This window comes from Streptomyces sp. NPDC052043, from assembly GCF_044548235.1.
Lineage (GTDB): Bacteria > Actinomycetota > Actinomycetes > Streptomycetales > Streptomycetaceae > Streptomyces.
Genome location: NZ_JBIUBT010000003.1, coordinates 347501 through 359770, shown reverse-complemented (window position 1 = coordinate 359770; position 12270 = coordinate 347501). Strand labels below are relative to the sequence as shown.

Here is a 12270-nt window from a genome sequence, read left to right as displayed (position 1 = left end):
GCCGGGTCAGTCCACGCTGGGCAGGATGTGCGGCTCGGCCAGGTCGTCCTCGTACCCCGCCAGGCGGATCGGGGCCGAGCGGGCCCACACGTCGAGGCTGCCCAGGTCTGCGGGCCGTCGGCCCGCGCGCTCCGTGCGTTCGTCGGGTCGCTGCTCGCGATTCGTCTTCTCCGGTGTCACCGCGCACTCCTTATGTGTCGGTCACCCTCGGGGCATGCGGCCGGTCGGCACCGCGCCGCCCGAAGCCCGCTCGGGTCTGGTCATGGCATCTCGGACGCGGTGGCGTCGGCAACTGAGGTGCGAGCAGGCCGTGGTGCACCGGCTTGCCCCGGGACGGACCATGGGTGTGGATGGAACCCCTAGTCGCTGTCCGTCCACCCCAGATTAACCAAATGAGCGGCCCCCCGCTCGATGGGGCTGCAAAAAGCAGGTAACTATCTGACGTCACGCGTGTTGATTGGACCACTTACAGGCCGATTTGTCGCATCATGTGCCGAGCCGGATTCACTCCTGAGGGCTACCCGGCGCACTCGTGGGACAGTTCAGGTTCCGTTGGCCGCGCCGCAAGCTCGCCATGTTCTGCTGACCCACCACGACGGCTTTCTCGCGGGAGGACCGACGCATGGAGCTGCGCAGCGCCGAGGAGCTGATGGACCTGCTGTACGCCTGCCCGCCCGACACCCGCACCCACGCGCTGCGCACCGCCGCCCTGCTGCGCCGGCACCATCCGGCCGACAAGGAACTCCAGGTGGCGGGCCTCGTGCACGGCATCGGCCGCCTCCTGCGGCCGGGCAGCGGGGCCGGTGCGGCCGACCGGGCGGCGGGCGCGGTGCGCGCGCTGCTCGGCGAGCGCGTCTCCCGCCTCGTACGGCGGCACGCCGCGCCCGCCGACGCCCGCCTGTCCGAGGAGGACGCGCTGTCGCTGCGCCAGGCGGCCGAGGAGGCCCGCACCACCGGTTTCGACGCGGGCGTCCTGGAGGACTGGCGCACGGTCCTGGAGCTGGTCGCGGCGGGCAACTTCCGGCTGCGGACCGTGGATTGACGCAACGGGCACGACTGACACGGCGTCAACCCGGCCCCGGCGGCCGGAGAGGGCCGTCCGGGTCAGCGGTTCACCACTTGCCCGGCGCGTAGTCCTTGAGGAAGACCCCGTACAGGTCCTCGCCCGCCTCGCCGCGGACGATCGGGTCGTAGACGCGGGCGGCGCCGTCCACCAGGTCGAGCGGGGCGTGGAAGCCGGCCTCGGCGAGACGGACCTTGTCGGGGTGCGGACGCTCGTCGGTGATCCAGCCGGTGTCGACGGCCGTCATCAGGATGCGGTCCTTCTCGAACATCTCCTCGGCGCTGGTGCGCGTGAGCATGTTCAGGGCGGCCTTGGCCATGTTGGTGTGCGGGTGGCCCGCGCCCTTGTAGCCGCGGTCGAACACGCCCTCCATGGCGGAGACGTTGACGATGTAGGTGCGGCGGGCCGCGGCGGCCGCCATCGCCGGACGCAGCCGGCTGATCAGGATGAAGGGCGCCGTCGAGTTGCAGAGCTGGACCTCGAGCAGCTCCACCGGCGTGACGTCCTCCACCGCCTGGACCCAGCTGTTGGTGTCGTGCAGGTCGGGCACCAGACCGCCGGCGTCGATGGCCGTGCCGGCCGCGATCCGCTCCAGGGACGCCGAGCCGGAGACCAGGGCCAGGTCGGTGACGTCCTGGGCGGTGAGCGCGCCGCCGCCCGCCACCGGCAGCTCCGCGACCGCCCCCGAGCCGAACGTGCCGATCACCTCGGCCGCGGGCAGCTCACCGGCCGGCAGCGGCCCCGACTCGGCGGCGACCAGCTCGCTGTAGGCCTGCGGGGAGCGCCGTACGGTCTGGGCGGCGTTGTTGATCAGGATGTCCAGCGGTCCCTCGGCCGCGACCGAGTCGGCCAGGGCCACCACCTGGGCCGGGTCGCGCAGGTCGATGCCGACGATCTTCAGCCGGTGGATCCAGTCGGCGCTGTCGGGCTGGGCCTTGAAGCGGCGGATGGCGTCGCTGGGGAAACGGGTCGTGATCGTCGTGTGCGCGCCGTCACGCAGCAACCGCAGCGCGATGTACATGCCGATCTTGGCGCGGCCTCCGGTGAGCAGGGCGCGCTTGCCCGTGAGGTCGGCGCGGGCGTCCCTGCGGGCGCGGTTCTCGTCGGCGCACCGCGGGCAGAGCTGGTGGTAGAAGTAGTCGACCTCGACGTAGCGGGTCTTGCAGACGTAGCAGGAGCGCGGGCGCTGGAGTATGCCCGCGATCTGCCCCGCCCCGGTCACGGAGGAGGGCAGGATGCCCTCGGTCTCGTCGTCGATGCGCTGCGCGGAGCCGGTGGCCGTGGCCTCCGTGACCGCCTTGTCGTTCGCGGTCTTGGCGGCCCGGCGCTCCTGGCGGCGGCGCTGCTTGACCGTGCGGTAGATGTGCGAGGTGGCCCGGCGCACGACGACGGCGTCCGGGTGGTCCACCTCGATCTCGTCGAGCTCCCTGAGCACATCGAGGCACACGGCGAGGCGTTCGGGGTCGATACCGGGCCCGTACACCACTTCGTCCGTGGCCGTCGAGCCGTCGTCTGTCACCGTCATCGCGCTGCCGTTCCCTGATCACCCGTGCGGCGCTCCGACTCGCGCCTGCTTTCGAACCGGGGATTTTACGGCAGCGCCGGGTCCGTAGGCCAAACGGCGGTGATCAGGGGCCGCAGACCGTGATCAGCGTCTCCACCTCCTCCGTCACGGCGCGGGCGAGCCTTCTCAGGTCGGGCACGGCCTTCGCGTCGGCGACGAGCCCGTAGTGGACCTGGCCGCGGTAGGTGGAGATGGCGACGGCCAGGGACTGGCCGCGGGCCAGCGGCGCGAAGGGGTAGACCTCGGTGAGCGGGTGACCGCCGAGTTTCAGGCCGATGCCGGGCAGCGGCACGCTGGTGACCAGGATGTCGAACCACAGCCGGGCGGCCTGGGCGACCAGCGGTCCGCCGAGCCGGTGGCCGAGGGCGGGCACGTGGTCGGCGAGCAGCGCGACGGCGCCCGCGCCCCGGTTGGGGCCGGCGTCCTTGTTGCGGTCCATGGCCGCGCGGACGGCGCCGAGCCGGCGCAGCGGGTCCGGGTCGCCGACGGGGAGTTCCATCAGGTAGCCGGAGAGCCGGTTGCCCTGCGGGTGGGCGCTGCGCGGGCGGCGCCTGGAGACCGGGATCAGGGCGCGGGGCGCGATCCCCTCGGTGCCCTCGCCCCGCTCGTCGAGCCAGCGCCGCAGCGCACCGGCGACGACCGCGATCAGTACGTCGTTGACGGTGCCGCCGACGGCCTTGCGGACCAGGTGCACGTCGTCGATGTCGACGACCGCCCCGGCCGTGCGCCGGGTCCCGGTGGGCTCGGCGGTGAGCGCCGGGGTGGAACGCGTGGCGAGGGACGTGCGGGCGACCGAGGCGCCGATGTCCAGGGCGCGGCCCACGTCGGACAGCGCGCCGCGCAGCGCCTCGGGCAGCTTGCGGACGTCGGGCAGCGGACCACGTGCGGGCGCGGCCGGACGGGGTCGCACGGCGGGCAGGTCCATGGGGTCCAGGACGGCCGCGGCGAGAGTCAGGGCGCGCAGGCCGTCGGCGAGGGCGTGGTGGAACTTGAACAGCACGGCGAAGGACACGCCGTCCTCGCCCGGCAGCACGTGCGCCTCCCACGGCGGGCGGTTGCGTTGCAGCGGGCGTTGCATGAGCAGGCCCGCGGCCGCGTGGAAGTCCCTGGCCGGGGCGTGCAGCCGGACGTGGTGGAGCGGGTCGAAGCCGGGATCGGGTTCGCGGGCCGCGCCGCCGAAGCCGAGCGGCGGGCGCAGCCCCTGGGCGAGGGGCCGGCGCAGGTCGAGCGGCCGCCACACGTCCCGGATGCGCATGCGCAGGCCGGGCACGGCGGCCGCGCGGGCGGCGAGCAGGTCGGCCGCGTGCGCTCCGGCGGTCGGCGAGTGCGCGGAGAAGACCCCGAGGGCGCCGAGGTGCATGGGGTGGTCGGCGGACTCGATGTTCCAGAACGCCAGGTCGAGGGGAGCGAGCAGGTCGGGAGTCAATGGCTTGCCTCGCATCGGCGGTGGGTGTGTGCGCAGTCAACCGCCCTCGACTGATTACAGTCAAGTACGATCAAGCTACTCTCAGTTAACAACAGATTAAGTCCGACCCCGGGAGAAAGGGGTGGGACACTTGGGCCCTTTGGGGTCACTTCGCCCCCGAGCCGGTTGTCGCGCGGCTCGGCGGCCGGTGCGGCGGCGGGTCGATCTCATGCGGGAAGACCTCCGGGTAAGACGTCACTGCCTGCATGATCCGGGCTCGAGGCCGGTCAGCCCGGCAACCGGCGGGTGTCGCGCGCGACGCGTCGCGGCTCGGCGCCTCGCGCACGCCCCCGGACGCACCGCCGGACGCACCGGCCCGAGCGTTCGGGCCGGTCCCGTCGGCGCCCGGCGGGCTACGGAACGACGCGTTGCCGGGGGGTACGGAACCCGCTGTCGGGGCTACGGGACGTGCTGTCCCTTCCCGAGGGCGATCACTCCGCCCGGGGAGACGGTGTACAGCTCGGCGTCCCGTTCGGGATTGACGCCGATCGTCGCGCCGGGGGGCACCTCGACGTTCTTGTCCAGGACCGCGCCGCGCACGATGGCGCCCCGGCCCACCCGGACGTTGTCGTGCAGCACCGAGCCCTGGACGACCGCGCCCGGGTCGACCCGGACACCCGGCGACAGCACGGAGCGGGTGACCTGCCCGCGGATCAGGCAGCCGGCGCTGATGATCGACTCGCCCGCGATCCCTCCCGCGTTGAACCGGGCCGGCGAGAGCTGACCCGAATGGGTGTAGATCGGCCAGTCGCGGTTGTAGAGGTTGAACGCGGGGCGCTCGGCGATCAGGTCCATGTGGGCGTCGTAGTACGCGTCGAGCGTGCCCACGTCCCGCCAGTAGCCCTGGTCGCGGCTGGTCTCGCCGGGCACGTGGTGGGCGCCGAAGTCGTACAGCCGCGCCTCGCCGCGGTCGGTGAGCCGCGGCAGGATCGAGCCGCCCATGTCGTGCACCGACCGGTCGTCCTCCGCGTCCCGCTGGAGCGCCTCGACGAGCACCTTGGTGGTGAAGACGTAGTTGCCCATGGAGGCGAAGACGTGCTCCGGGTCGTCGGGCAGCCCCGGAGGCTCGGCGGGCTTCTCCAGGAAGCGCTGCACGGCCTGCCCGTCCGAACCGGGCGTGACCACACCGAACGACGACGACTCGGAGCGCGGCACCCGGATGCTCGCGACCGTCACGCCCGCGCCGCTCTCGATGTGCTCCCTGAGCATCTGCCGCGGGTCCATGCGGTAGACGTGGTCGGCGCCGAACACCGCGACGTAGTCGGGCTGTTCGTCGTGGATCAGGTTGAGCGACTGAAGGATCGCGTCGGCGCTGCCCAGGTACCAGCGGGGTCCGAGCCGCTGCTGCGCGGGCACCGGGGTGATGTAGTTGCCGAGCAGGCTGGACATCCGCCAGGTGGTGGTGATGTGCCGGTCGAGGGAGTGCGACTTGTACTGGGTCAGCACGCAGATGCGCAGGATGTCGCCGTTGACGAGGTTGGACAGGACGAAGTCGACGAGCCGGTAGGTGCCGCCGAAGGTGACCGCGGGTTTGGCGCGGTCCGCGGTCAGGGGCATCAGCCGTTTGCCCTCCCCGCCCGCGAGGACGATTCCGAGGACCGAAGGTCCACCACGACGCATGGCCGCTCCCCTCACCCGGTTGCCTGCCTCCTGCCCCTGGGCAGGAGGAACTGAGCCCTAACCCTGTCCGAGGATCTCTTCGTAGAGCCGCACGGTGCGCCGGGCGACCGCGTCCCAGCCGAACTCCTCCACCGCGCGCCGTCGTCCGGCCTCACCCATGCGGCGGGCGCCGCCGCGGTCCGCGAGCACCGAGTCGAGGGCGCGGGCGAGCCCGGCCTCGAAATCGTCGTCCACGGGCACGAGTACCCCCGTCCGGCCGTCCTCGACCACCTCGGGGATCCCGCCGACCCGGGAGGCCACGACGGGGGTGCCGCACGCCATCGCCTCCAGGTTGACGATGCCCAGCGGCTCGTAGACCGAGGGGCAGACGAAGACGGCGGCATGAGTGAGCAGCTGGATCACGTCCGGGCGCGGCAGCATCCGCGCAATCCAGTGCACGCCTTCGCGGGTCCGGCTCAGCTCCTGGTACAGGTCCCGGAACTCCCGGTCGATCTCCGGTGTGTCCGGCGCCCCCGCGCACAGCACCACCTGCGCGGCCGGGTCGATGCCCCGGACCGCCCGCAGCAGTTGGGGCACGCCCTTCTGCCGGGTGATGCGGCCGACGAACAGCACGTACGGGCGGTCCGGGTCGAGCCCGACCCGGTCGAGGGCGTCCGTGCCGGGGTCCGCACGGTACAGGCCGGTGTCGATGCCGTTGTGGATGACGTGCACCCGGGCCGGGTCGAGCGCCGGGTAGCAGCCGAGGATGTCCTCGCGCATCGCGCCGGAGACCGCGACGACCGCGTCGGCGGACTCGATCGCGGTGCGCTCGGCCCAGCCCGACAGGGCGTAGCCGCCGCCGAGCTGTTCGGCCTTCCAGGGGCGCAGGGGCTCCAGGGAGTGCGCGGTCATCACATGCGGCACGCCGTACAGCAGTTTGCCGAGGTGCCCTGCGAGGTTGGCGTACCAGGTGTGGGAGTGGACGAGTTCGCGGCCGCGCAGCGCGGCGGCCATGGCGAGGTCCACGGAGAAGGTGCGCAGCGCGTCGTTGGCGCCGTCCAGCGCGGGCCAGGGGCGGTGGCGTACGACGCCGTCGGCGCGGCCCTCGCCCCAGCAGTGCACCTCCAGGTCCACCAGCGGCCCGAGCTCCCGCGCGAGGAACTCGACGTGGACGCCCGCGCCGCCGTACACGTCCGGCGGGTACTCCCGGGTCAGCAGTCCCACGCGCACCCGCAACCCCCTGGTCCGAAGCGGCCGGTCGCCTTCATGGTGACTCGGATGCGGCCTGCGGGGAAGAGCCCGGCACCCGGGTGAGGCAGCAGTCCCCGCAGAGTCCGCCGCCGGGGACGCGGTAGTACAGGCAGCAGCTGCGCCGCCGGAAGCCGGTGCCCGCGCCGGTTCCGGTGAGCGTGCCCGCCCCGTCGAGGAGGGGATGGGCGAGGAGTCGCGCGCTCAGCTCCCGGACGCGGTCGCCGGCCGCGGTACGCCCGGTGTCGCGCGCCCGGTTCTCCAGCAGGCGTGCCGCGGCCGCCAGCGCGGAGGCCGCGTTGCCCCGCAGCAGCCCCGGCGCGAGCCGGTAGCGGGCGACCAGGGCGGCCGCCAGAGGTTCGAGGTGCCCGTGCAGGACGATGTCCGCGACCGTCCCCGGGTCCGCCGGGCGGGCGCGCACCTCGGTGAGCCAGAGGTCGTCCGGGGCGCTGCCGGCGGGGTCCCAGCGGATCAGGCGGGCGTCCAGGTCGGGGAGCCGCCCGTAGAGCACGGCGCAGCCGAGCGCGGCCGACCACAGCCGGGCGGCGAGCCCCTGGTGCGCGACCGACGCGGCGACCCTCGCCTCGGGGGCGCCGATGCCGTCGGCGACCCGGCGGACCCTGACCATGAGGGGATGCGTCACGGCATCCGTGGCGGGGTCCGCGTAGGCCTGGGCGAGGGTGGGCAGCGGCCGGCGCGGCGGGGTGCCCGTGCGCAGGGCGAAGAAGCCGCCGAGGTCGTTCAGTGCGGCGAGGTCGGGGGTGAGGTTCACGGGAAGCAGTACTACCAAGGCCCTCGGAGGGATGCGCAAGGGGCTTCCCGCAGGGGCTCCTCCGTCCCGTGTCGCCCACCCGGGGGAGGACGGCGGGCGGGGCGTACTCCATCGGCAGTAGGACCCATTGACTGCTCAGGGACGACGACGGGAGCCGATCGGCACGGCAGGCTGGTCAACTATGGAAGCCGACCGTTCGTCGTGCCGGGGCCGCCGCCCCGGCCCCACGCGGAGGAGCAGCTCATGAGCGCCCTCGCGCTGTCCGTGCTGCTGTCCTTCGTGTCCGCCGTGGCCTACGCCGGCGGTGCGATAGTCCAGGAGCGGGTCGCGGTGTCCTCCCCCGGCGAGCAGTACGCGCCGCTGCGCCGGCCCGCCTGGTGGGCGGCGCTGGCGCTGAACGGTCTCGGCGGACTGCTGCACGTGGTGGCCCTGGCCTACGGCCCGCTCAGCCTGGTTCAGCCGCTGGGCGCCCTGACCATCGTGTTCGCGCTGCCGATGGCGGCGCTGTTCGTCGGCCGGCGGGCCGGCGCCGCCGCCTGGCGCGGCGTGATCATGGCGACGGTGGGGCTCGCGGGTCTGCTGTCCCTGGTGGGCGAGTCCCAGGCGCAGTCACTGAGCAGCGCGCAGCGCGCGGGCCTGGCCGTGGTGACCGCCGGTGTGCTCGCGGCCCTGACGGTCGCGGGCCGGGCGGCCCACCGGCATCCGGCGGTGCGCAGCGTGCTGCTCGCCACCGGCTCCGGCGCGGCCTTCGGCATGTCGTCGGTGTTCACCAAGACCGTCGCGGTCGACTTCACCGACGGGATCGAGGCGGCGGAACTGCCGTCCCTGGCCGTGATAGGCGTCCTGGCCACGGCCGGGATCCTGCTGTCGCAGGCGTCGTACCGGGGCGGCGGTCTGGCGGCGCCGCTGGCGACGCTGACGGTGGTGAACCCGGTGCTGGCGGCCGCGGTCGGGATCACGCTGTTCGGCGAGACCTTCCGCTACGGCACGGCGGGCACCGTGCTCGCCCTCGGCTGCGGTGTGGTGGCCTCGGGCGGGCTGATCCTGCTGATGACCGAGCGCATCGAGCGTACGGCTCCGGTCGTGGTGGCGGGGCCGGTGCCCGCCGAAGAGGGACCGCGGGCCGAAGAAGGGCTGCGGGACGAAGAGGGACCGCGGGCCGAAGTGGCGCCGTCCGCCGAAGAAGGGGGACCGCGGGCCGAAGTGGCGGCATCCGCCGAGGAGACGCTGTCCACCGAGGCGCCCGGGGCCGCCGGGCGGGCCGTGCCGGCGGACGCCGTCGTCGTGCCGCCCGACGCGCCCCTCGTGCCGGTCCCGGCGGCGGCGTGGGAGCGGCACCCCGTGCCGGGCGAACCGCTGCTGGTGCTCGGTCCGTTCCACGGTTCCTCGTGCCACGGCTGGCAGATCTACGCGAACGCCTGCATCCCGCTGCCCGCGCCCGACCGCCAGGGTTCCCGCGTCGCCTCCTGACGCCGCGGGCTCCGCGCCGTCAGATCCTGACGCCGCCGGCTCTCAGATAGGCGAGCGGGTCGACGTCGGTGCCGAAGCCGGGTCCCGTACGGACCTCGAAGTGCAGATGCGGTCCGGTGACGTTGCCCGTGGCCCCGGAACGGCCGATGCCGCGCCCGGCGGAGACCGTCTGCCCGACCCGCACGGATATCGCCGACAGATGGCCGTACTGCGTGTAGTGGCCGTCGGCGTGCCGGAGCACAACCTGGTAGCCGTAGGCGCCGCCCCAGCCCGCGCTGACCACCTGGCCGGCCGCGGCCGCCTTCACGGAGGTCCCGGTGGGGACCTCGAAGTCGACGCCGGTGTGGTAGCCCTTCGACCAGAGGGCGCCGTTCGCGTGGTAGGGGGTCCCGATGCCGCCGCTGACGGGGGCGACGAGGGTGTGCTGGGCGGAGCGGGACGGGGACTTGGCCGTGCCGGAGGCGGGCTTGGCCTCGCGGGCCGGGCGCGAGGCGGTCGACGGCTTGCGGTGCGGCTCGGCGACCGTGCGCGACCTGGGCACCGCGAGCCGCTGGCCCGGCAGGATCAGGTTCGGGTCGGCGCCCACGGTCGTGCGGTTGGCGGCGTACAACTGCCGCCAGCCGCCGGATACATGACGCTCCTCGGCGATGCCGGAGAGGGAGTCGCCGCGGACCACCGTGTACATCTCGGCGCTGCCGGCCCGCGCCTGCGGCGCGGTCTGCGGCCGTACGTCGACCTCGCGGGCGGCGCTCTTGGCGCCGCGCGCGGTGCGCTGTGCGGCGGTGTCCGGGTGGACGTCGGGGGTGCCGCCGCCCCGGGTGAGACCGGCCCGTGTCGAGCACACCGGCCAGGCGCCGGGGCCCTGCCCGTCGAGCACCTTCTCCACGACGGCGATCTGCTGGTCCCGGGTGGCCAGGTCGGCGCGGGGCGCGTACCGCGTCCCGCCGTACGCCGCCCAGGTCGACCGGGTGAACTGGAGCCCGCCGTAGTAGCCGTTGCCGGTGTTGATCTGCCAGTTGCCGCTCGACTCGCAGGCGGCCACCTTGTTCCAGGTGGAGGCGTCGGCGGCGTGCGCGGCTCCGGCGCCGATGAGCGGAATGGCCATCCCGGCGCCGCCCGCCGTGACGGTGAGCGAGGCGCGGTTGATCCTGTTCGGCTGGTACCGGCGGTGCCGGCCGCGTACGGCCATCTCAAGCCTCCTCGACATGCGTCAGGAGGGGCGAAAGTAACCGCCGCGAACAGGCCGTGACAAGACGGCTATCGGCCGGTTCGTCACCCCAAGTGGCCGGTTGCGGCCGCTGGTTTGCCGGATCGGCGGGCCACGCGCTGAGCCATCGGGCACCCGGCGCACGTATGGAGGGGTGCCGGGTTCCGGATGTGCGCGTGCCGTACCGGCACGTCAGGATGGCCGAAAGGGCATGAGCGGCAATACTGGCGGGCACGGCGGCGCGACGGACGGCGGGCCGGCGAGGGGACCGGCAGCCGCCGGGACCTTCGGCGGACCGGTAGGCGGCGACACCGGCGACGGACCGGCCGACGGCGCCGGGGCCCCAGCGTTCCACCTGACGATTCACCTGACGATTCACCGGAATTTCGAGGAGCAGGCGGTATGAGCACTACAGCCCAGATCGGCGTCACGGGACTCGCGGTCATGGGCCGCAACCTCGCCCGCAATTTCGCGCGCAACGGCTACGCGGTCGCACTGCACAACCGGACGGTGGCCCGGACGCACGACCTGGTCGAGGAGTTCGGGAACGAGGGGGACTTCGTCCCGGCCGAGACCGCGAAGGAGTTCGTGGCGGCCCTGGAGCGGCCGCGCCGCCTGATGATCATGGTGAAGGCCGGCGAGCCGACCGACGCGGTGATCAAGGAGTTCGCCCCGCTGCTCGAGCCCGGCGACATGATCATCGACGGCGGCAACGCGCACTTCGCGGACACCCGGCGCCGGGAGCGGGAACTGCGCGAGCAGGGCATCCACTTCGTCGGCGCCGGGATCTCCGGCGGCGAGGAGGGCGCGCTGCACGGGCCGAGCATCATGCCGGGCGGGTCGAAGGAGTCGTACGCCTCGCTGGGCCCGATGCTGGAGAAGATCTCCGCGAAGGCGAAGGACGGCGCGCCGTGCGTCACGCACGTCGGACCCGACGGCGCCGGGCACTTCGTGAAGATGGTGCACAACGGCATCGAGTACGCCGACATGCAGCTGATCGGCGAGGCGTACCAGCTGCTGCGGGACGTGGCCGGGTACTCCCCCGCGCAGATCGCGGAGATCTTCCGCACCTGGAACACGGGCCGGCTCGACTCGTACCTGATCGAGATCACGGCGGAGGTCCTGTCCCACGTGGACGCGGCGACCGGCAAGCCGTTCGTGGACGTGGTGGTGGACCAGGCCGAGCAGAAGGGCACCGGCCGCTGGACGGTCCAGATCGCCCTCGACCTGGGCGTGCCGGTCTCGGGCATCGCGGAGGCGGTCTTCGCCCGGTCCCTGTCGGGCCACGCGGACCTGCGGGAGGCCTCGCGCGGACTGGCGGGCCCGAAGGCGTCCCCGCTGAGCGAGTCGGAGGCGGCCGCCTTCGCCGACCGGGTGGAGCAGGCGCTGTACGCCTCGAAGATCGTGTCCTACACCCAGGGCTTCCACGAGATCGCCGCGGGCAGCGCGGAGTACGGCTGGGACATCGACCTCGGCGCCGTCTCCGCCATCTGGCGCGGGGGCTGCATCATCCGCGCGGCCTTCCTGGACCGGATCCGCGCCGCGTACGACGCCCGCCCGGACCTGCCGAGCCTGCTGTCCGACGACACCTTCGCCCAGGAGATCGCGGCGGCCCAGGACGACTGGCGCGAGGTCCTGGTCGCCGCGACCCGGCAGGGCGTGCCCGCCCCCGGCTTCTCCGCCGCCCTCGCGTACTACGACGCCCTGCGCGCCGAGCGGCTGCCCGCCGCGCTCACCCAGGCGCAGCGGGACTTCTTCGGGGCGCACACGTACCGGCGGGTGGACCGGGACGGTTCCTTCCACACGCTGTGGGGCGGCGACCGCTCGGAGGTGACGGCGTAGGGGTACGGCTCCACCGGCCGCCTCGACCGGGGGTGGCCGC

At 73.5% G+C, this 12270-nt stretch carries 10 protein-coding genes; 3 read left to right on the top strand and 7 right to left on the bottom strand.

Annotated features, from left to right (window positions below):
- Positions 1 to 6: 6 nt before the first annotated feature.
- On the bottom strand, positions 7 to 180 hold the full coding sequence (locus ACIHCX_RS09470; RefSeq protein WP_400028174.1) for a hypothetical protein: 174 nt from the start codon (positions 178 to 180) through the stop codon (positions 7 to 9).
- Positions 181 to 622: 442 nt separating this feature from the next.
- Here ACIHCX_RS09470 and ACIHCX_RS09465 point away from each other — a divergent pair, with 442 nt between their 5' ends.
- A complete protein-coding gene (locus tag ACIHCX_RS09465; RefSeq protein ID WP_400028172.1) occupies positions 623 to 1042 on the top strand; it encodes a hypothetical protein in 420 nt (139 codons plus the stop codon).
- A gap of 70 nt (positions 1043 to 1112) precedes the next feature.
- Here ACIHCX_RS09465 and ACIHCX_RS09460 read toward each other — a convergent pair whose 3' ends face one another.
- The 5 genes from ACIHCX_RS09460 to ACIHCX_RS09440 all read right to left on the bottom strand — a co-directional run bounded on the left by ACIHCX_RS09460 (position 1113) and on the right by ACIHCX_RS09440 (position 7711).
- Entirely contained in the window at positions 1113 to 2588 is a 1476-nt protein-coding gene (locus tag ACIHCX_RS09460) for an SDR family NAD(P)-dependent oxidoreductase (RefSeq protein WP_400028170.1), read from the bottom strand.
- A 103-nt stretch (positions 2589 to 2691) separates the two neighbouring features.
- The gene (locus ACIHCX_RS09455) at positions 2692 to 4053 is read right to left on the bottom strand and encodes a wax ester/triacylglycerol synthase family O-acyltransferase (protein WP_400028672.1); all 1362 of its coding nucleotides are present in this window, start codon (positions 4051 to 4053) and stop codon (positions 2692 to 2694) included.
- Between the two features lie 438 nt (positions 4054 to 4491).
- Entirely contained in the window at positions 4492 to 5712 is a 1221-nt protein-coding gene (gene glgC / locus ACIHCX_RS09450) for a glucose-1-phosphate adenylyltransferase (RefSeq protein ID WP_400028168.1), read from the bottom strand.
- 57 nt (positions 5713 to 5769) lie between these two features.
- Entirely contained in the window at positions 5770 to 6921 is a 1152-nt protein-coding gene (glgA, locus tag ACIHCX_RS09445) for a glycogen synthase (protein WP_400028166.1), read from the bottom strand.
- Between the two features lie 34 nt (positions 6922 to 6955).
- On the bottom strand, positions 6956 to 7711 hold the full coding sequence (locus tag ACIHCX_RS09440; protein ID WP_400028164.1) for a (2Fe-2S)-binding protein: 756 nt from the start codon (positions 7709 to 7711) through the stop codon (positions 6956 to 6958).
- Positions 7712 to 7954: 243 nt separating this feature from the next.
- On the opposite strand from ACIHCX_RS09440, the gene ACIHCX_RS09435 reads away from it, so the two are divergent.
- On the top strand, positions 7955 to 9181 hold the full coding sequence (locus tag ACIHCX_RS09435) for a DMT family transporter (protein WP_400028162.1): 1227 nt from the start codon (positions 7955 to 7957) through the stop codon (positions 9179 to 9181).
- Between the two features lie 19 nt (positions 9182 to 9200).
- Here the strand turns inward: ACIHCX_RS09435 and ACIHCX_RS09430 are convergent, their stop codons facing one another.
- Positions 9201 to 10370, bottom strand: a complete 1170-nt coding sequence (locus ACIHCX_RS09430; protein WP_400028160.1) for a transglycosylase family protein — start codon at positions 10368 to 10370, stop codon at positions 9201 to 9203.
- A 420-nt stretch (positions 10371 to 10790) separates the two neighbouring features.
- Between ACIHCX_RS09430 and gndA the strand changes: the two genes are divergently transcribed.
- Positions 10791 to 12230, top strand: a complete 1440-nt coding sequence (gndA, locus tag ACIHCX_RS09425) for an NADP-dependent phosphogluconate dehydrogenase (RefSeq protein ID WP_400028158.1) — start codon at positions 10791 to 10793, stop codon at positions 12228 to 12230.
- Positions 12231 to 12270: the final 40 nt, after the last annotated feature.

Bases quoted from the DNA above. Each gene is read 5' to 3' on its own strand.
- gndA (WP_400028158.1), top strand. From the start codon at position 10,791: ATGAGCACTACAGCCCAGATCGGCGTCACGGGACTCGCGGTCATGGGC.
- glgC (WP_400028168.1), bottom strand. From the start codon at position 5,712: ATGCGTCGTGGTGGACCTTCGGTCCTCGGAATCGTCCTCGCGGGCGGG.
- ACIHCX_RS09435 (WP_400028162.1), top strand. From the start codon at position 7,955: ATGAGCGCCCTCGCGCTGTCCGTGCTGCTGTCCTTCGTGTCCGCCGTG.
- ACIHCX_RS09430 (WP_400028160.1), bottom strand. From the start codon at position 10,370: ATGGCCGTACGCGGCCGGCACCGCCGGTACCAGCCGAACAGGATCAAC.
- ACIHCX_RS09465 (WP_400028172.1), top strand. From the start codon at position 623: ATGGAGCTGCGCAGCGCCGAGGAGCTGATGGACCTGCTGTACGCCTGC.
- ACIHCX_RS09460 (WP_400028170.1), bottom strand. From the start codon at position 2,588: ATGACGGTGACAGACGACGGCTCGACGGCCACGGACGAAGTGGTGTAC.